This is a genomic window from Streptomyces sp. NPDC048751, from assembly GCF_043198595.1.
GTDB lineage: Bacteria > Actinomycetota > Actinomycetes > Streptomycetales > Streptomycetaceae > Streptomyces.
On sequence record NZ_JBICUX010000001.1, the window covers coordinates 772,857 to 792,213 of the forward strand.

Annotated in this window: 15 protein-coding genes; 7 read left to right on the plus strand and 8 right to left on the minus strand. The window is 71.9% G+C overall.

All coding sequences use genetic code 11. The annotated features are described in order from the left end of the window. Positions 1-91: 91 nt before the first annotated feature. On the minus strand, positions 92-1,177 hold the full coding sequence (locus ACGFNV_RS03475) for a M12 family metallopeptidase (RefSeq protein ID WP_393619007.1): 1,086 nt from the start codon (positions 1,175-1,177) through the stop codon (positions 92-94). Between the two features lie 77 nt (positions 1,178-1,254). On the opposite strand from ACGFNV_RS03475, the gene ACGFNV_RS03480 reads away from it, so the two are divergent. Next, positions 1,255-3,066: a LuxR C-terminal-related transcriptional regulator gene (locus ACGFNV_RS03480; protein ID WP_393619008.1), complete on the plus strand. Its 1,812-nt coding sequence runs from the start codon at positions 1,255-1,257 to the stop codon at positions 3,064-3,066. 39 nt (positions 3,067-3,105) lie between these two features. On the opposite strand, the gene ACGFNV_RS03485 is transcribed toward ACGFNV_RS03480, so the two are convergent. Next, complete coding sequence (locus tag ACGFNV_RS03485; RefSeq protein WP_393620000.1) at positions 3,106-5,676, minus strand: CHAT domain-containing protein; 2,571 nt, start codon at positions 5,674-5,676, stop codon at positions 3,106-3,108. A gap of 203 nt (positions 5,677-5,879) precedes the next feature. Between ACGFNV_RS03485 and ACGFNV_RS03490 the strand changes: the two genes are divergently transcribed. From ACGFNV_RS03490 to ACGFNV_RS03500, 3 genes are read left to right on the plus strand one after another with little or no spacing between them, the layout of a single operon-like run. Further along, positions 5,880-7,310: a S8/S53 family peptidase gene (locus tag ACGFNV_RS03490; RefSeq protein WP_393619009.1), complete on the plus strand. Its 1,431-nt coding sequence runs from the start codon at positions 5,880-5,882 to the stop codon at positions 7,308-7,310. 59 nt (positions 7,311-7,369) lie between these two features. Then, on the plus strand, positions 7,370-7,945 hold the full coding sequence (locus ACGFNV_RS03495) for a sigma-70 family RNA polymerase sigma factor (protein WP_133925459.1): 576 nt from the start codon (positions 7,370-7,372) through the stop codon (positions 7,943-7,945). Positions 7,946-7,977: 32 nt separating this feature from the next. Beyond that, on the plus strand, positions 7,978-8,415 hold the full coding sequence (locus ACGFNV_RS03500) for a hypothetical protein (protein WP_393619010.1): 438 nt from the start codon (positions 7,978-7,980) through the stop codon (positions 8,413-8,415). Between the two features lie 14 nt (positions 8,416-8,429). Here ACGFNV_RS03500 and ACGFNV_RS03505 read toward each other — a convergent pair whose 3' ends face one another. Both ACGFNV_RS03505 and ACGFNV_RS03510 read right to left on the minus strand, forming a co-directional pair. Next, entirely contained in the window at positions 8,430-9,227 is a 798-nt protein-coding gene (locus tag ACGFNV_RS03505) for an N-formylglutamate amidohydrolase (RefSeq protein WP_393619012.1), read from the minus strand. A 124-nt stretch (positions 9,228-9,351) separates the two neighbouring features. Beyond that, a complete protein-coding gene (locus ACGFNV_RS03510) occupies positions 9,352-11,568 on the minus strand; it encodes an NADP-dependent isocitrate dehydrogenase (protein ID WP_393619014.1) in 2,217 nt (738 codons plus the stop codon). 49 nt (positions 11,569-11,617) lie between these two features. On the opposite strand from ACGFNV_RS03510, the gene ACGFNV_RS03515 reads away from it, so the two are divergent. Next, on the plus strand, positions 11,618-11,866 hold the full coding sequence (locus ACGFNV_RS03515) for a hypothetical protein (RefSeq protein WP_393619016.1): 249 nt from the start codon (positions 11,618-11,620) through the stop codon (positions 11,864-11,866). Between the two features lie 2 nt (positions 11,867-11,868). On the opposite strand, the gene ACGFNV_RS03520 is transcribed toward ACGFNV_RS03515, so the two are convergent. Next, the gene (locus ACGFNV_RS03520; RefSeq protein WP_393619018.1) at positions 11,869-12,972 is read right to left on the minus strand and encodes a mechanosensitive ion channel family protein; all 1,104 of its coding nucleotides are present in this window, start codon (positions 12,970-12,972) and stop codon (positions 11,869-11,871) included. A 261-nt stretch (positions 12,973-13,233) separates the two neighbouring features. Next, the gene (locus ACGFNV_RS03525; RefSeq protein ID WP_393620001.1) at positions 13,234-14,211 is read right to left on the minus strand and encodes a YbhN family protein; all 978 of its coding nucleotides are present in this window, start codon (positions 14,209-14,211) and stop codon (positions 13,234-13,236) included. 129 nt (positions 14,212-14,340) lie between these two features. Between ACGFNV_RS03525 and ACGFNV_RS03530 the strand changes: the two genes are divergently transcribed. Then, positions 14,341-16,236 (plus strand): ABC transporter ATP-binding protein, encoded by a 1,896-nt coding sequence (locus ACGFNV_RS03530; RefSeq protein ID WP_393620003.1) that lies wholly within the window; start codon positions 14,341-14,343, stop codon positions 16,234-16,236. A 189-nt stretch (positions 16,237-16,425) separates the two neighbouring features. Then, positions 16,426-17,268 carry an IS5 family transposase gene (locus ACGFNV_RS03535; protein ID WP_393619020.1) on the plus strand — a complete coding sequence of 281 codons (843 nt, stop codon included), beginning with the start codon at positions 16,426-16,428 and terminating at the stop codon, positions 17,266-17,268. Between the two features lie 35 nt (positions 17,269-17,303). Here the strand turns inward: ACGFNV_RS03535 and ACGFNV_RS03540 are convergent, their stop codons facing one another. Further along, positions 17,304-18,470 (minus strand): MFS transporter, encoded by a 1,167-nt coding sequence (locus tag ACGFNV_RS03540; RefSeq protein WP_393619022.1) that lies wholly within the window; start codon positions 18,468-18,470, stop codon positions 17,304-17,306. Positions 18,471-18,514: 44 nt separating this feature from the next. Continuing rightward, entirely contained in the window at positions 18,515-19,324 is an 810-nt protein-coding gene (locus ACGFNV_RS03545; RefSeq protein ID WP_393619024.1) for an alpha/beta fold hydrolase, read from the minus strand. Between the last annotated feature and the right edge of the window lie 33 nt (positions 19,325-19,357).

Consider the following 19,357-nt stretch of genomic DNA (forward strand, 5'->3'; position numbering starts at 1 on the left):
GGACGTCACCCTCCCCCGAAGGTGACGTCCGCGACCGTTCCCCCGGCGCCGGACTGTGGTCCAACCGCCCGCGTGCGGCCGGTCCGTGCTGTCACCAGCACATGACCGCCGTCTCGCCCGACCCCCAGCTGGAGTACAGGCGCACGCGGACGAAGTAGCGGCGGCCCTTCACGAGCCGGGTCCTGATCGTGGCGTTGTGCGGGGCGCCCCCGTCGTCCTGTCCGGCGAGGAAGCGGGGGTCCCCGTCCCGTTCCTCGAAGAGCACGACGACGGTGTCGCCGTCACCGAAGGTGCCCACGGTGTAGTCGCGGGTCTCCGTCGGCTCGACGGTGAAGTCGGCCTGCCCGCCCGGGGCGAGCCGCAGCGGCACCGAGCGGAACGGCACCAGCGCGGGCGGCCGGGAGGGGCCGGTCGGCGGGTACCAGCGGAGCACGAACTCCTTGTCGAGGGGCGAGAGCGTGCCGGGCGGGTGCACGCCCCTGCGGAACTGCTCCGGCTCCAGGATCAGCCCCGACGAGAAGGGGTACTCCATGATGGACAGCGGGTCCCAGACCGAGCCGTTGACCTCGGCCGGGTCCAGCTTGCGCAGGATGTTGAAGAACGTCCTGTCCCGGCTCCAGAAGTTCGGCGGGCCCGCCAGATCGGCGTACACGGCCTCGTCGTCCCAGTGGATCCCGGCGAACGGGCTCTGGTGCTCGTGCAGCATGCCCAGCGCGTGACCGATCTCGTGCAGGGCCGTCCCGCGCTCCCCGGGCGCGGTCAGGTCCCAGCCGAAGTTCATGGTGCGTTCGTTGAGGCCGACCTGGAGCGCGTCCCTGCCGACCGTCGACCAGGAGCCGTCGCCGAGCTGGAACCCGATGCGCAGTTCGGCCTCCGAGCGGTCCTCGACCTCGGTGAAGGCGAGCCCGACACCGAGGTCCTGCCACTCCTTGAAGCACTCGCGCACCACGTCCCGCTGCTCCTTGGCGCCGACCCACGACACCCGCCGTACCTCCCCGGTTCCCGGTACGGGAATCACGGAGCCGTCGGTGTCGCCGTCGAAGAAGAAGTAGTGCAGGACCGTGCCGTTGACCCACATCGGACGTCCCCCGATGAGCGCACCGAGCCGCTCGGCCGCCAGCCCCGGTGCGAACGCGGGGGCCGGCTGCTGCGCGAGGGAGCAGTAGCGTCCGGTCATGGCTCCACAGTGCCGTCGTCGGCCGCCCGGGCGCCTGAGTCGGGGGCTACTCAAGTCGCCCTGTATCAGGAATGAGTATGCGCACTCCCGTTACCGTGACGACTTTCCCGCGGGACGCGAAGACGCTGGAGCCGGCCTGGCCGTTCACCGGACGGGAGGAGGAGCTGGAACTGGTCCGCCGGTGCACGGCGGGCGGACGGAGCGGCCTCGTGGTGACCGGCCCCGCGGGCTGCGGCAAGACCCGGCTGGTCACCGAGGCCGTACGCGGTGCCGACTGCGCCGGGGTCGCGGGCACGCCCGAGAGCCGGCACATCCCCTTCGCCGCGTTCGCGCACCTCCTGCCCGACGACGTCTCACTGCCCCGCGCGGTCCGACTGCTCTCCGGCGTACGGCTGTTGCTGGTCGACGACGCCCACCTGCTCGACGACGACTCCGCCGCGCTCGTCCACCAGCTCGCGGTGCACGGACGCACCCGCCTGCTGGTCGTCGCCACCGACGGCGTGACCGCCCCCGGCGCGGTGACGCGGCTGTGGACCGGTGAGCTGCTGCCGCGCCTGGCCCTGGAACCGCTGCCCCGGGAGGAGACGGACGACCTGCTGACCGCGGGCGCAGGCGGCCCCGTGGACCCCCTCACCGCGAACCGGCTGCACCGCCTGTGCGGGGGCGACCTACGGCTGCTGCGGCACCTGCTGGGCGCGCTGCGCGAGCGGGGACGCCTCACGCGGGACCCCGACACCGGCGAACGGGCCTGGCGCGGCCCGGTCCCCCTGACGACGGCCCTCCGGGAACACGCCGCGCCGGTCCTGGACCGCACGGAACCCGATGAGCGCGAGACCCTCGACCGGCTGGCCTTCGCCGAACCCCTCCCCGTGGACGTCGACACCTGCGACCTCCGCGTCCTCGAACACCTCGAGTCCCACGGCCTGGTCCACGTCGACGACGCCGGAACCGTCCGCCTCGCCCACCCCCTGCACGGACCGGCTCTGCGGGCCGCGGCCGGCCGGTTGCGCGCGCGGCGCCTCGCCCGCCCCCCGGCCGACCGCTCCCTCGCCCTGAAGTCCGAACAGGCCGCACTGGAACACCGCATCGACTCCGCCGACGTACGCCCGCTGCCGGCCCCGGTGGGGGAGTGGCTCGCCGAGGAGGGCGCGCCGGTGCCCGCCGGTTACGCGGCCGTACGCGCCCGCTTCTGTCGGCTGCGGGGAGAACTGCGCGAGGCGGCGGCGTGGGCCCGGCACGCACCGGAGGACGAGGAGTGCCACGCGGAACTGGTCCTGGCCGCCGCCCAGTCGGGCGAGGTGACCAGCACCTGCCGGCAACCGCCCGCCTGGTCCGCGTGGTCGGCGGCCGCCCGGGGCGACATCGCGACCGCGCTGGAGAGGATCACCGAAGCCGACGCCTACGACGCCGTCCGCCTCGGCGCCCCCGAGCGTGCCGTCGGTCGGCTCCCCGTCGGCAGTGTCTTCGCCCGCCACGCCGAAGCGCTGGCCCGTACCGACGGTCCCGCCCTGGACCGGGCCGCGCGGGCCCTGGAGGAGCGCGGCTTCCTGCTGTTCGCGGCCGAGGCGTACGCCCAGGCCGTACGGGCGCACCGGGACCCCGCCGCCTCCCGCGCCTCCCGCACCCGTGCCGTCGCCCTGGTCCGACGCTGTCAGGGCGCCCGCACGCCGGCCCTGTCCGCCCTGGTCCTCGGCGAACTCACCGCGCGCCAGCGGCAGATCGTCGGCCTCGCCGCCGCCGGGCTGACCAACCGGCAGATCGCCGAACGCCTCACCCTCTCCGTCCGCACCGTCGGCAACCACCTCTACAGCGCCTACACCCGCCTCGGCGCGAGCGACCGCGGAGCACTCCCGTGGCTGCTCGAACAGCCGGACGCACAGTCAGCCTGACCCCCAGCCGCTCACACCGCCCCGCTCACACCGCCCCGCTCAGGCCGCTCCGAACGCCGTGAACGCCCACCCCGTCGCCTGGTGAACGGCGTCCTCGGGGAGCGTGGTGCGGGCGTCACGCAGGGCCTCCGCGAGGGACTGGCCGGTGGTCAGGCCCTTGTGGAGGGCGAGCATGAGCGGGACCACGGCGGCGTCGTTGACAGGGGCGGTGCTCGCCACCACCCCCGCCGTGCCCAACGGGAGCAACGCGGTGACCAGGCCGAGGAGTTCGTCCGCGCCCACCGAGGCGAAGCGGGCCGTGTCGCAGCAGGAGAGGATGATCCGGTACGGGCTGCGGGCGAGGCGTTCGAAGTCGTGGACGATGAGGGGGCCGTCGGCCATCCGCAGGGACGAGAACAGGGGGCTGTCCGCGCGGAACGTGCCGTGCGCGGCGATGTGCGCCAGCGCGGCCCCGTCGAGCGCGTCCAGGACGCGGGGCACACGCGCGTCGTCGTACTCCAGGACGGTCGGCGTACCGTAGCGGCCCGCCAGTTCCGGCACCTCCGCGCCTCCCGTGGCCAGGCCGGGGCCCCGCACCAGCACGTGCCGCCCACCCGGCGGCGGCTCCGTCTCGCGCGCCCGCAGCCAGCTCCCCGCCGACGGCGACACACTCACCACCCGCTCCCGCAGCGACGGCAGCAGCGCCCACGGCACCCGGTGCAGCCGCCCCGGCGGTACGACCACGACCGGCCCGTCGCCCAGCCGCGCGGCGGCAGGACCCAGCAGCAGCTCCTCCAGGCGTCGCCCCGCCGCCTCCACCAGCGGCAGCCGGGCCTCCGCCCCGGGGTGCGCCAGCCGCCGCAGCCCGGCCTGCACATGCTCGGCCTCGGCCTCCGCCTCCGCGAGCAGACCGGCCTCGAACCGCCGGACCCGTCCCCGCCCGCACAGCAGCACCTGCACCCGCCCGTCGAGCACGGCCAGCTCGACCAACCGCCCGTCACCGTCGCCGAGCCGCTCCAGCAGCCGCCCGGCGTCGAACCGGCTGCCGTCCCCCGGCGCGTCACCGCGCATGTGCAGCGTCCGGGACCGCACCTCCCGTTCCAGGCGCCGCTGCTCCCGCTCCAGCGCCGGCACCGGGCGGCCCTCCATCCGGGCGGCCTCCGCGCGGGAGGCGATCTCCCGGAACGCGGTCAGCCCGCTCAGCAGCGAGGGGTCGGCCGGCGGCCGCGTCGGCGGCGCGGCCAGTACCGTGGCCCGCCAGCGCTCGCTCCACACCAGCAGCCGCCGCGGCCCGCCCCCGGCGAGGCTCGCCCGCTGCGCCAGCGCCGCCAGCTCCGCCCCCTGCTCCGTGGCGCGGGCCCGCAACTCCGAGGCGCCGAGGGTCATCCGGTGGTCGTCGAGCACGTCCAGACCGCGTCGGCACGCCTCCAGCACACCCCGGCCGGACCCGGCCGCCCACGCCCGCAGCGCCTGCGCCGCCCAGCCCGTCATCCGCGCCAGGGGCGGCCCGCTGTGTCTGCTGCGCGCGGCGACCGCCAGATGCCGCTCCGCGTCCGTCGTCCAGCCCAGATCGAGCGCGATCCGGCCCGCGAGCAGCGAGGCCTCCGGCGCGGCCGGCGCCCCGAAGGAGGCCAGCCGCTCCGCCACCGCCGCCGTGTCGGCGACCAGCCGGCCCGAGCCGCGCCCGGCGGCGACCCGCGCCTCGATCAGCACCAGCCGCGCGTGCGTCTCCCACCAGGTGCGCCGCTGTCCCGCGAACAGCCGAACCGCCAGATGCGCACGCGCGATCGCCGTGTGCGGATCACCCGCCCGCCGGGCGGCCCGCGCCGCCGCCAGCAGCAGCTCCGCCTTCCGCGTGGACTGCCCGCCGATCCCGTCCAGCACTCCGATCGCCGCGTCCGCCTCGGCCAGCGCCTCCGGCGCGAGACCGGCCGCCATCAGCACCTCGCAGCGCCGGATCTGCAGCATGAACGTCGGCGTGCCCAGCTTGGCGTACCGCTCCTCGGCGTCGTCCAGCAACCGCAGCGCCGCCGGGATGTCGCCCGACCGGAACGCGGCGAGCCCCCGGCTCTCCACGGCGTCGGCCTTGTCGTGCTCCTGGCCGGTGGTGTCCCACAGCGCCTCGGCCGCCGTGAAGTCGGCGTCCGCCCGGTCCACCGCGCCGAGCGCCAGGTGCACGGTCGCGCGCAGGGTCAGCGCCCGCGCCGTCCAGATGACGTCGTCCGCCTGCCGCAGCACGGGTATCGCCCGCCGTACGTCCTCCAGCGCCTCACGGTGATGGCCGAGCACCCACCACACGTAGGCCCGGCGGTACAGCACGCGCGCGCGGGTGTGGCCCGAGCCGCGCTCGACACCCCGCTCGAACGCGTCGAGGCCCTGCCGGGTGCGGCCCGCGTGGACCAGCGCCACACCGAGGGTGCCGAGGACGTCCGCCTCCCGCTCGGCCGAGTCCGCGCGGGCCGCGAGGTCCCGGGCGCGCCGCAGATGGTCCAGGGCGAGACGCATGTCGCCCCAGTCCCGCTGCCAGATGCCGATCACCTGGTGGGCGACGGAGGCGTGCAACGGCGAGGGATCGGTGTCGAGCACTTCGCGCGCCCCCGCCAACGCGTCGTTGGGGGCGGCGAACACCATCGGCAGCAGTTCGAGAACCGAGTCGTTTCCCGCTGTCACTCCACGGATGGTAGTGCTCCGGACAAGCTCCCCACAGGCCGCGCCCCGGTTTTGCCGCCCGAGCGCCGGCCGCGTCCGTCACGGACCGGTCACGCACCACCTGTATCAAGTCACGGGTCGGCGACTCTGATTGACGAACCACCGCCTCATCTGGAGGACACGCCATGGCACCACAGCGATTCCACGAGCAGTTCGACCAGGTCCAGCGCTCCATGCCGGACGTCCCTCTCGCCATGGGGCCGGACGACTCCGCCGAGTTCATGTACGAGAAGGGCGTCGTACTCGCCCGCGACGGCGAGGAGGCCCGCGTCGTCGAGGACACCGTCCGCGCGCACTTCACCGCCACCCCCGAGCTGGACCAGGACCAGGTGCGCCGCGCGGGCCCGGTGACCAACCGCTCCGGCATCACCCGCATCCAGGTCGCCGACCCCGGCCAGGGCGACCGGCGCGGTGACCACGCCGTCGCGGGCGCCCTGCGCTCCCTCCGGGAGACGGAGGGACGGGCCGGCCGCCGCATGATCAGCCGCAACCACGTCGTGTCGATCGCGGTCAACGCCTGCCCGGGCGACGAGCCCGTGCCCGCCACCGAACCGCCCAACCCCGCGGCCGCGGAGGCGCCGTACGACCCGGACACGGCCGTCGGCGTCCTCGTCGTCGACACCGGCCTCATGCGCGACTACCGCTCCTACCCGCTGCTGGCCCACACCGACGGCGACCTCCAGGTCAAGGAGTGCGACGACGACGGGATCCTCCAGCAGTACGTCGGCCACGGCACGTTCATCGCCGGGCTCGTCGCCGCCGTCGCACCCAACACGAACATCACCTCCCGCAACACCCTCAACGACGCCGGCGCCATCCTGGAGTCCGAGTTCGGCGAGAAGCTCTTCGAGGCCGTCGACGCGGGCGGCTGGCCCGACATCATCAGCCTCTCCGCGGGCACCGCCAACGGCCGTACCGACGGGCTGCTCGGTGTGGACGCCTTCATGCGCGAACTCCGCGACCAGGGAACCCTGTTGATCGCTGCGGCGGGCAACAACGCCAGCGCCACCCCGTTCTGGCCCGCCGCCTACGCGGCCCTGCCCGGCTACGAGAACGCCGTGCTGTCGGTCGGCGCGCTACGGGGCGACGGCGAGTTCGGCGCCTGCTTCAGCAACCACGGCCCCTGGGTGAAGGTCTACGCCCCCGGCGAGCGCCTCACCAGCTCCCTCACCGGCTTCGGCACACCCGTGCCGTACGTCTACCAGCACTCCACCTACGATGCCTGCCGGTACGGCTTCACCTACGCCTGCACCTGCCAGTCACCGCGCCACACCGGGGTGCTGACGGAGGAACGGGAGACCGTCACGGGCAAGCCGGACCAGGTGATGTTCGAGGGGTTCGCCCACTGGAGCGGCACCTCCTTCGCCACCCCCGTCGTCGCCGGGCTCGTCGCCGCCCACATGACGGCGCACAAGGAGACGGACCCGCGTGCCGCCCGACAGCAACTCCTCGCGGTGAACGCGGAGTTCGCCGAGGTGCGGGGAGCGCACGTGCCGGCACTGCGTCCGCCCACCTGGCGTCCGGTCCCGGTCGCGCCGCTCGCGCCCTCCGCATGAGGGCCGGGGTGGCCCCGGCCGCGGCGTACGATGACATGTCGTACACGAGGGGTGGGGCCGTGGACCGTACAGATGTCGGCGCGCTCGTCCAGTCGGCCGTCGACGGTGACGCGGCGGCCTGGAAGGCGCTGGTGGAAGGGCTGAGCCCGCTGGTGTGGTCCGTGGTGCGGGCCCACCGGCTCTCCGACGCCGACGGCCACGAGGTCTACCAGACCGTGTGGTTCCGTTTCGCCCAGAACCTCGGGCGGATCCGCGAACCGCACAAGGCGGGGTCGTGGCTGGCTAGCACCGCGCGGCACGAGTGCCTGAAGGTGATCAAGAGCTTAAGGCGGCTGACGCCCACGGACGATCCGCAGCTTCTGGACCGGGTCAGCGAGGACCGTACGCCGGAACAGTCGTTGATCGACTCGGAGGAGGCAGCCGCCCAGTCCGAGCGGATCCGTTTCCTGTGGCAGGAGTTCGAGGAACTCGGCGACCGATGCCGTCAGTTGCTGCGGGTCCTGATCGCCTCGCCACCGCCCAGCTACCAGGAGGTGTCCGCCGCGCTGGGCATCGCCGTGGGCAGCATCGGCCCCCTGCGCCAGCGCTGCCTGCGCCGCCTGCGAGCCCGACTCGACGCACGGGGAGCCTCGTGAACGACATGAACGAAACGAACGACACTAACGAGATGAACGACAACGACGAGGGTCTGGAGGGGGAACTCCGCGAAGCCGCCGCCATCCTGGACCCCGTCCCGGCCCCGTTACGGCAGATCGCCGTCGAGGCGTACGCGCTGCACGATCTCGACGCCCGCATCGCCGAGCTCACCTTCGACTCGCTGGTCGACGCGATCCCCGTGCGCGGGGCCATCGACGTGCCCCGGATGCTGACCTTCGACACGGGCGAGCTGACCGTGGACGTCGAGGTGACCTCGGAGGGCCTGATGGGCCAGCTGCTGCCGCCCCAGTCGGCCCGGATCGAGGTCCTCGACGGCCCCCGCGCGGGTGCCGCGCTCACGGCCGACCCGATGGGCCGCTTCACCACCGACACACCCCCCACCGGCCCCTTCGCCCTACGGCTGCGGACCGGCGGGGAGGTGGTCGTCACCGAGTGGCTGCGGGCCTGACGAGGCGGCGCCCGTCAGCCTGAGACGGCCGTGACCAGGCGTGCGAGGGCCGTGGCGAGCCGGTCGAGGCCGGGGCCGGACGGGCCGCCCGGCTCGGTCATGTACGTGTCGCGGCGGAGCTCCACCATCAGCGCGCTCACGCGCGGGTCACTGCTGTAGAACTCCAGCGGCACGTAGGTCCCGCTGAACGGGCTGTCGAGCCCCGTCTCCCCGCACTCCGCGAACGCCTCACGCGCCGCGTCCCGCAGTTCGGGCGGGGTGTGGAAGGAGTCGGTGCCCAGGCAGACCGGTGGCCGCGGCCCCGCGCCGTGCAGCTCGTAGGGCAGCGGCTCGGTCGGGTAGGAGTGCACGTCGATGATCACGGCCCGCCCGGCCGCGGCCAGCCGGTCGGCCACCGCGTCCGTCATCGCCCGCGCGTACGGGCGGAAGTAGCGCGCGACCAACGGCTCCGGGTCGGTGTCCGCGGGCCGCAGGGCCTCGCGGTGCGTGGTCCGCGTGTACACCGCGCCCATCCCGACGGCGAGCATCTCCTCGCGCTCGTCCGGGAACCGCTCCGGATCGACCACCAGCCGCGACAGCCGGTTCACGAACCGCCAGGGCGCCACACCGGACAGCCGAGCCGCCCGCGCGGCGATCTCGGCGGTGTGCGCGTCCGTGATGTGGTCCAGCTCCCGCCCCAGCGCCTCGTCGTCGAGCACGATCCCGGCCCGTACGTCGGCCGGTATCGCCCGCGCGGAATGCGGCACATGCAGGATCACCGGCGAGTCACCGGCACCGGGCAGCAGCTCGAAGGAGGGTGCGGCAGGGGGCATGGGGCGGCTCCGCGAAGGTGGTGGGTGGAGACAGCCCCGCCCCGACCGGCACGTACACCGATCGGGGCGGGGCGAGAAGTGGCCGTGGGGCAGGGCCGCAGCCGTGCCCGTCAGGCCGTGTGCGTCAGAGGGACGCCAGCGCCTCGTTCCACGTGGCCGACGGGCGCATGACCGCGGCGGCCTTGGCCGGGTCGGGCTGGTAGTAGCCGCCGATGTCGGCCGGCTTGCCCTGGACCGCGATCAGCTCCTCGACGATCTTCTGCTCGTTCGCGGTGAGCGTCTCGGCGAGCGGGGCGAAGGCCTTCGCCAGGTCCGCGTCGTCGGTCTGCGCGGCCAGCTCCTGCGCCCAGTACAGGGACAGGAAGAAGTGGCTGCCGCGGTTGTCGATGCCGCCGACGCGACGGGTCGGGGACTTGTCCTCGTTGAGGAAGGTCGCCGTGGCGCGGTCGAGGGTGTCGGCGAGGACCTTGGCGCGGGTGTTGCCCGTGGCCGTCGCGTACTGCTCGAAGGAGGGGACGAGCGCGAAGAACTCACCGAGGGAGTCCCAGCGCAGGTAGTTCTCCTTGACGAGCTGCTGCACGTGCTTCGGCGCGGAACCGCCGGCACCCGTCTCGAACAGGCCGCCGCCCGCCATCAGCGGGACGACCGACAGCATCTTGGCGCTGGTGCCCAGCTCCAGGATCGGGAACAGGTCGGTGAGGTAGTCACGCAGCACGTTGCCGGTCACCGAGATGGTGTTCTCACCGCGGCGGATGCGCTCCACCGACAGCTTGGTCGCCTCCACCGGCGCGAGGATCCGGATGTCCAGGCCCTCGGTGTCGTGCTCCGGCAGGTACGCGTTGATCTTCGCGATCAGGTTGGCGTCGTGCGCGCGGGTCTCGTCCAGCCAGAACACCGCCGGGTCGCCGGTGGCGCGGGCGCGGGTGACGGCCAGCTTCACCCAGTCCTTGATCGGGGCGTCCTTGGTCTGGCAGGCGCGGAAGATGTCACCGGCGGAGACCGTCTGCTCGATCACCACGTTGCCGGCCTGGTCGACGAGGCGGACCGTGCCGGTGGTCGGGATCTCGAAGGTCTTGTCGTGGCTGCCGTACTCCTCGGCCTTCTGCGCCATGAGGCCGACGTTCGGGACGGAGCCCATGGTCGACGGGTCGTAGGCGCCGTTGGCACGGCAGTCGTCGATCACGGCCTGGTAGACACCGGCGTACGACGAGTCCGGCAGGACCGCGAGGGTGTCGGCCTCCTGGCCGTCCGGCCCCCACATGTGGCCGGAGGTGCGGATCATGGCCGGCATGGAGGCGTCGACGATGACGTCCGACGGGACGTGCAGGTTGGTGATGCCCTTGTCGGAGTCGACCATCGCCAGCTCCGGGCCCTCGGCGAGCTCGGCGTCGAAGGAGGCCTTGATCTCGGCGCCCTCCGGCAGGGCCTCCAGGCCCTTGTAGATGCCGCCCAGACCGTCGTTCGGGGTCAGGCCGGCCTTGGCGAGCGCCTCGCCGTACCGCGCGAAGGTCTTCGGGAAGAAGGCGCGCACCACGTGGCCGAAGACGATCGGGTCGGAGACCTTCATCATCGTGGCCTTGAGGTGCACGGAGAACAGCACGCCCTCGGCCTTGGCCTTGGCGACCTGCGCGGTCAGGAACTCGCGCAGTGCGGCGACGCGCATGACGGAGGCGTCGACGACCTCGCCCTCGGTGACCGGTACCGACTCACGCAGCACCTTGGTGGTGCCGTCGTCGCCGACCAGCTCGATCCGCAGCGAACCGGCCTCGGAGATCACGACGGACTTCTCGGTGGAGCGGAAGTCGTTCTCGCCCATGGTCGCCACGTTGGTCTTGGACTCGGAGGTCCAGGCGCCCATGCGGTGCGGGTGGTTCTTGGCGTAGTTCTTGACCGACGCGGGGGCACGGCGGTCGGAGTTGCCCTCGCGCAGGACCGGGTTCACCGCGGAGCCCTTGATCTTGTCGTAGCGGGCCTGGATGTCCCGCTCCTCGTCGGTCTTCGGGTCGTCCGGGTAGTTCGGCAGCGCGTAGCCCTGCGCCTGCAGCTCGGCGACCGCGGCCTTGAGCTGCGGGATCGACGCCGAGATGTTCGGCAGCTTGATGATGTTGGCCGCGGGCGTCTTGGCCAGTTCGCCCAGCTCGTGCAGGGCGTCCGGGATCCGCTGGTCCTCGGTCAGGTACTCCGGGAAGACCGCGATGATGCGCCCGGCCAGGGAGATGTCACGGGTATCCACAGTGACACCCGCCTGCGAGGCGTAAGCCTGGACCACCGGCAGGAAGGAATACGTCGCCAGGGCCGGGGCCTCGTCAGTGTGCGTGTAGATGATGGTCGAGTCAGTCACCGGGTGCTCCGCTCCACGTCTGCAACATTGCTCGACATCAAGATATCTCGTGTGCGACCACGACTCGACAGGGGACCGCACACAGGTCCAGAAGATCGGCTGGGAACCGCTTTCCGGGCAACCGGATCGTCCGCTCGGACGGTCGGGCAAGTGGTCGCCGCGCCTCGGCGGCGTCCTCGTCCGGTATGCCCTGCGGCAGCTGATCGGTGAGGACGCCTTCCACGCCGTGGAGCGCGCCTTCCTCGGGCGCCACCACGACAACTCGGCGACGCTCGTGAGGCGCCCTGGCCTGTGGTGATCTCAGTCGAGGCGGGCGGAGCGCGCCGAGGGCGCTGCCTCCGTCTCCTCGGCGCCGCGCTGGTGCGGGATCACCACCGTGCCCTGCTGCAACGCCACCGTGCGGGTGGGCGCCGGGATACGGATGCCCTCCTCGCGGTAGCGCCGGTGCAGGCGCTTGATGAACTCGTGCTTGATGCGGAACTGGTCGCTGAACTCGCCGACGCCGAGGATGACGGTGAACCCGATCCGGGAGTCGCCGAAGGTGTGGAAGCGGACCAGCGGCTCGTGATCGGGGACGGCGCCGGTGATCTCGTTCATCACCTCGGCGACGACCTCGACGGTCACGCGCTCGACGTGGTCCAGGTCGCTGTCGTAGGCGACACCGACCTGCACCAGGATCGTCAGCTGCTGCTCGGGACGCATGTAGTTGGTCATGTTCGTCTTCGCGAGCTCCCCGTTGGGGATCACGACCAGGTTGTTGGAGAGCGCGCGGACGGTCGTCTGACGCCAGTTGATGTCCTCGACGTAGCCCTCCTCACCGCTGCTGAGCTTGATGTAGTCGCCGGGCTGGACGGTCTTGGAGGCGAGGATGTGGATGCCCGCGAACAGGTTGGCGAGGGTGTCCTGGAGGGCCAGGGCGACCGCCAGACCGCCGACACCGAGGGCGGTGAGCATCGGCGCTATGGAGATGCCCAGCGTCTGCAGCACCACCAGGAAGCCGATCGCCAGGACCAGCACCCGGGTGATGTTGACGAAGATCGTGGCCGACCCCGCGACACCGGAGCGGGACTGGGTCACCGTCCGCACCAGCCCTGCGATCACCCGGGCCGCCGACCCGGTCACCACGAAGATGAACAGCACCGTCAGTATCTGGTTGACGTTGTGCTGAACGGTCCGCATCAGCGGCAGCACCGCGCCCGCCGCCGCGGCACCGCCGAGGACGGCGCCCCACGGCACGACCGTGCGCAGCGCGTCCACGATGACGTCGTCACCGCTCCAGCGGGTGCTGTCGGCCTTCTTCCCCAGCCAGCGCAGCAGCGTCCGCAGCAGGAAGGCGCTCAGCAGGCCCGTCGCCAGGGCGACTCCGGCGAGCATGAAATCGTCCAGGGTCAGCGCGCGCGTCACCGGTCACCTCCGGGAAGACGATCCGCGGCCAACAAATCCGCCGACGGCCGGTTGTGAAGTCTCGTCACGTACTCACCTGCTCGATTCCGGGATGTGCGGTCACGCCGGCCCACCGACCGACGTGACCGTTCATCCTGCCGTATCCAGCACGCGAGTTCGTACCGCCCGAACGCCTTCAGCCGTCGGCCGTCCGTCCGTTGTGCCTGGTCATGGCCGGATCCGTACGACACCGGCCCGCCTTTGGGGCACGTCTCGCGCGACTCAGATCACCTTCCACCGCACCAGCGCCCCCAGCGTCAACGCCCCCGGCACCAACGGCACCCACACCGTGATGATCCGGTACGCCAGCACCACCGCCGTGGCGACGGCGGCCGGGCCGCCCGCCGCGACCAGGGCCACGATCAGGGCCGCCTCCACCGAGCCGATGCCGCCGGGGGTGGGGACGAGGGCGACCGCGACCGTCGCGGCGAGGTACGCGACCGCCATGTGGGCGGGCGGTACCGGCAGGCCCAGGGCCTGGCCGACCGCGGCGAGGCCGGTGGCCTGGAGAGCGGGGAAGGCGAGGGAGCCGCCCCACAGGGCGAGTGCCCGGGAGGGGCGGGTGTGGACCGAGCGGGCCTCGCAGAGGGCGGTGCGCAGGAAGGAGCACAGGGCCGTGCGCAGACGGCGTACGAGGGTGAGGACTGTCACCGCGACGACCGCGACGACGGCGAGGGCGAGCAGCAGGGGGCCGAGCGCGTCGTCGGGGAGGAGCGTGCCGAGCCGCAGCGCGTCGGGGAAGGCGATGAGCAGCACGGCCAGCAGACCGACCCGGCCGACGCTCTCCGCGAGCAGATACAGGGCGAGGGCGGCCGAGGAGCGCGCCAGGGGCACCCCGCACATCGTCATGAACCGTAGGTTGACCGCGCTCGCGCCCAGGCCGGTGGGCAGGAGATGGTTCGCCGCGCCGGCCGCGAACTGCGTGGCGAGCAGCCGGCGTCTCGGGAGCCGCTCCATGACGGCGCCCTGGCGGGTGAAGGACGCCGCGACCCAGGTCAGACAGGTCGCGCAGGCCGCGGCCAGCAGCCACGGCCACTCGGCCGTCCGCAGATGACCGAAGCCCTCGGCGAGCACCGACCGGTGCTGGACCGCGACCGCGGTGACGAGCAGGAGCGGGAGCAGGCAGAGGATCTGGCGGAGGGGGACGCGCCGCCGTTCGGGGAGGGGTACCGCTGTCACATCAGGACAGGGTGTCGGCATCACGCCAACGACGGGTTGCGGGAGCGGGGACGGCTGATTGCGTGCGGTCATCGGGTCCTTCGCGCGGGGGGACGGTCGGCGGGGATTGACCTCAATGATGCTTGAGGTCCTAAGTTCTGCTCCATGAGCATGGAGACCACCGCGTGGACGCAGCTGCACAGCGTCATGAACGCCGAGCGTGAACGCCGACCCTTCAACGCAGCGACCCTGCGCCGCATCGGCGCGTTCGCGCGCCCGCACCGCCGCAGGATCGCACTCTTCGTCGTGCTCGGGGTGGTGACCGCCCTGCTGGCCGTCGCCACCCCGGTGCTGGCCGGGCACGTCGTCGACGCGATCGTGTCGGACGGCGACGAGGGAACCGTCGTACGACTGGCGCTTCTCATCGCGCTCATCGCCGTCGCGGAGGCCGCGATCGGCGTCCTGGCCCGGCGGCTGTCGGCGACCCTGGGGGAGGGGCTCATCCTCGATCTGCGGACGGCTGTGTTCGATCATGTGCAGCGCATGCCGGTCGCGTTCTTCACACGCACTCGTACGGGAGCGCTGGTCAGTCGTCTCAACAACGACGTCATCGGCGCTCAGCGGGCCTTCAGCAACACCCTGTCCGGGGTGGTCAGCAACCTCGTCACCCTCGTCCTCACGCTCGCCGTCATGCTCACCCTGTCCTGGCAGATCACCCTGCTCGCGCTGGTGCTGCTGCCCGTGTTCGTGGTGCCGGCCCGGCGCATGGGCACCCGCATGGCCCGTATGCAGCGCGAGGCGGCCGCCCTCAACGCGGCGATGGGCACCCGTATGACCGAGCGGTTCTCCGCACCCGGCGCCACCCTGATCAAGCTGTTCGGGCGCCCGGAGGAGGAGGCGGCCGAGTTCGCCGACCGCGCCGGCCGCGTCCGTGACATCGGCGTCCGTACCGCGACGTCCCAGTCCGTCTTCATCACCTCCCTGACCCTCGTCTCGGCGCTCGCCCTCGCCCTCGTCTACGGCCTCGGCGGCTGGTTCGCCCTGCGCGGCAGCCTGGAGCCGGGCGCCGTCGTCTCCCTCGCACTCCTGCTGACCCGCCTCTACGCGCCGCTCACCGCACTCGCCGGGGCGCGCGTCGAGGTGATGAGCGCCCTCGTCAGCTTCGAGCGGGTCTTCGAGGTGCTCGACCTCAAGCCGCTCATCGAGGAGAAGCCCGACGCGCGTGAGGTGCCCGAGGGGCCGGTGGCGGTCGAGTTCGACGACGTCCGCTTCGGCTACCCCGCCGCCGACAAGGTCTCCCTCGCCTCCCTGGAGGAGGTCGCCTCCCTCGACACCCGGAGCGGCGCCGAGGTCCTGCACGGCGTCTCCTTCCGCGCCGAACCCGGCCAGACCGTCGCCCTCGTCGGCTCCTCCGGCGCCGGCAAGTCGACCGTGGCCCAGTTGCTGCCGCGCCTCTACGACGTCGACGAGGGTGCCGTCCGCGTCGGCGGCGTCGACGTCCGCGACCTGAGCGCGGCCTCGCTGCGCGCCACCCTCGGCATGGTCACCCAGGACGGCCACCTCTTCCACGACACCGTCCGCGCCAACCTGCTCCTCGCCCGCCCCACCGCCACCGAGGACGAACTGTGGGACGCCCTGCGCCGCGCCCGTCTCGACGAGCTCGTGCGCTCCCTGCCCGACGGCCTGGACACGGTGGTCGGCGAACGCGGCTACCGCCTCTCCGGCGGCGAGCGCCAGCGCATGACCATCGCCCGCCTCCTCCTCGCCCGCCAGCGCGTCGTCATCCTCGACGAGGCCACCGCCCACCTCGACAACACCTCGGAGGCGGCCGTCCAGGAGGCGCTCACGGAGGCACTGGAGGGCAGGACCGCCGTCGTCATCGCCCACCGCCTCTCCACGGTCCGCACCGCCGACCTCATCCTCGTCGTCGAGGCGGGCCACATCGTCGAACGTGGCACACACGAAGAACTGCTGGCCGCCGGGGGACGTTACGCGCAGCTGTACCGGACGCAGTTCGAGCAGCGGTCCGAGGAGGCAGCGGCGGAGGCGATGGACCTGGCGGGGTGACTGCCGCCGGCGGGGGCGGCCGGCACCTGGCGGGGTGAGGCGACAGGCGGACGTGGCCGATGCGCCTCAACCGGCCCCGGACGACTTAGAGGTCGCGCACATAGGCGCGGTTGTAGATCCCGGTAGCAATGCAGGCACAGATCTTGGTGATCATGGAGGTGCGACGCTCTGTGATCACTGGGGAGATCTGTGCCTGTACTGCCATCATGGCTGATCGAACCGCTCTGGGGCCAATTCGCCGCCCTGCTGCCTGAGCGGTCGGCCTACGCGCCGACCCATCCGCTGGGCTGCCACCGCCCGCGCATCGGCGACCGGATCGTCTTCGACAAGATGTTGCAGATGCTGCGCTTCGGCTGCTCCTACCAGGCGATCGCTGACACGACCTGCTCGGCCACCACGATCCGCAACCGTCGCGACGAGTGGATCCGGCTGGGCGTCTTCGCGAGACTCAAGCAGATCGCGCTGGAGTCCTACGACAGGGTTGTCGGCCTCGTCCTCGACCAGATCGCCGTCGACGGCTCCATCACCAAAGCCCCCGGCGGCGGAGAGGTCGCAGGGCGATCACCGGTCGATCGCGGCAAACAGGGCCTGAAGCGTTCCGGCATGACGGATGGTTATGGCATCCCGCTGGGCCGCGTGCTGGCTGGAGCGAACCGTCACGACTTCCCGCTGCTCGCCCCGACCCTCGACCGCCTGGACGACCTGGGACCGCTGCCCGACGACATCATCGTGCACCTGGACGCCGGCTACGACTCGGACAAGACCCGCGCCCTGCTCGACGAACGCGGTCTGCATGGCCGCATCGCCCACAAGGGTAAGAAGGTACCGATCCAGGCAAGCCAGAGGTGGCATGTCGAACGGACCCACGCCTGGCAGAACGCCTTCCACCGCCTCGCCCGCTGCTACGAACGGCGCACCACCGTCATCGACGCCTTCTTCGACCTGGCCGACACCATCATCACCGTCCGCAGCCTGATCCGGCGGGCATGGACCACCCACCGCTGGGACGAACGCCTGAACCGCCGCCCATGAGCACCCCTATCTGCGCAACTTATGTCTCGTCGACGTCAGGGCGCGACGTTCCGGTCCTGCATGCACCAGTGTCTGCTTGAGCGCCACGCTATCGCCGCGGCTGTGGAGACCGCTGCGAGCGCCACCCAGCCGAGCGCTCGAACTCCGGCGATGGCAAGCGCAGCGCCACCGGCCAGGGCACCTCCACCGATTCCCAGATTGAAGGCGGCGACGTACCAGGACGAGGCTGTGTCGTGAGCTGTGCCGGCGATGCGCAGAACTGTCGCCTGCAAGCACACCGGTGCGGCTGCGAAGGCCATCCCCCAGACGGCGACAGCCGCAACGGCGACGGGCGTCAGCGAAGCTCCGAATGCCAACAGGCCGATCGCCAGCGCCATCGCTCCAGTGGTTCCGAATATGGCGGCGGACGGCGCGCGGTCCACCCAGAGACCCGCAAGCCACGTGCCGCCGAGCCCTGTCACGCCGTACGTCGCCAGGAGCGCGCTCACTCCGGCGCCGTCCGGTATCCCCATGCTGTGGAGCAGTGGGGTGACATAGCTGTACAGCGTGAAGTGGCCAAGCACGAGCACCATCGTGGTCATCACCGACGGAAGGAGACCAGGCAGGCGCAGTGCATGAGGGCCTCGGCCGGCTCCTAGTGGATTTCCTGGAACCGGAGGAAGCACCCTCATGGCCACTGTCAGCATCAGCAGCGCGGCGAAGGCCACCAGCCAGAAGGCTGCTCGCCAGCCCACGGCGTCGCCCAACGCAGCGGTCAGGGGGACGCCGAGGACCAGTGCTCCGGAGTTTCCGGCGAAGACGACCGCCGTTGCTCGGCCCGGTCGTTCCGGAGGGGCGAGGGCTGCGGCGTAGCCGGCCACGATGGACCAGAACACGCCGTGCGCGGCACCGCAGGCGAGCCGGGCGACAGCCAGCAGCGCAAAATTCGTCGCCGCACCGGAGAGGACCGCACCCGCGGCGAAGATCCCCACGACCGCGAGAAGAAGACGCTTCCTCGGCCAGCTCGCGGTCCAGGAAGTCAACGCGGTCGCAGTCATAGCCACCGTGAAGGCATAGGCCGTGAGCAGCGTCCCCGTCTGGGACTCGGACACCTCCAGACTCGTGCTGATCGCGGACAGCAAACCGACAGGGAGCATCTCCGTGGTGACCACGATGAAGGTGGCTAGGGCAAGGACGGCCAGGCCGCCGCGGTGCTTTCCCATGGGACCATGCGGCGCAACGGCCTGGCCCTGCGCGTCCATAGTGGTCATGCGGAAATAGGGCCAAGAGACGCGAGGAAACGGCGTACGTGGCCGAGCCAGAGCGCCCGGTTGTCCGCGTCGAGGATGTGCCCTGCTCCGGGCAGTTCGATCAGCGTGGCCCCCTGGATTCCCGCAGCGAGGCGGCGGGAACTCTCCGGGAGCACCAGACGGTCTCCCGTCGGCGCGAACACGAGGGCGGGGGCCGTCACGCCGGTGAGGTCGCCGCGGACGTCCACACGGGAGACAAGGTCGAAGTGGTCGAGCATGCCGGGAGGCATCGACGCCTCCACCTGCGCCACCGCCTCCTCCACGTCGGTCGGCGACAGCCCGTTCAACTGGCTCTCGGACAGGCACGCCAGGAAAGCCAGCCGGGCCACCTCCTCCCACTCGCCCGCCTTGCCGAGAAGGGCGATCAGTTGGGAGGCGTGTGCGAGGACTGGATCGGCCACGGGAAACCCTGCCGTGAGCACCAGTCCTGTCACCCGTTCGGGATGGCGGGTCGCGGCGCGCACCGCGATGGCGGTTCCCAGGGACTCTCCGAGGATGGCGAACGTCTCGTGCCCGCGTGCCACAGCGGAGGCGACAAGGGCGTCTGCGAGCTCGTCGGGATCGAGCGGTTCAGTTGCGACCGGTGTGCCGCCCGCTCCTGGGTAGTGCGGACCGATCAGCGTGTGGTCCCGCGCCAGATCGTCGAGCACCAGCCCGAAGTTGCCTTCGATACCGCCGCCGGCACCGTGCGCCAGCAGCAGGGCAGGGCCGCTGCCCTGCACGTACACATCAAGATTCCGTTCGAGAACGGCCTGTTCAGCACTCATGGATACGACGCTAAACTCCGACACCGGTGTCAG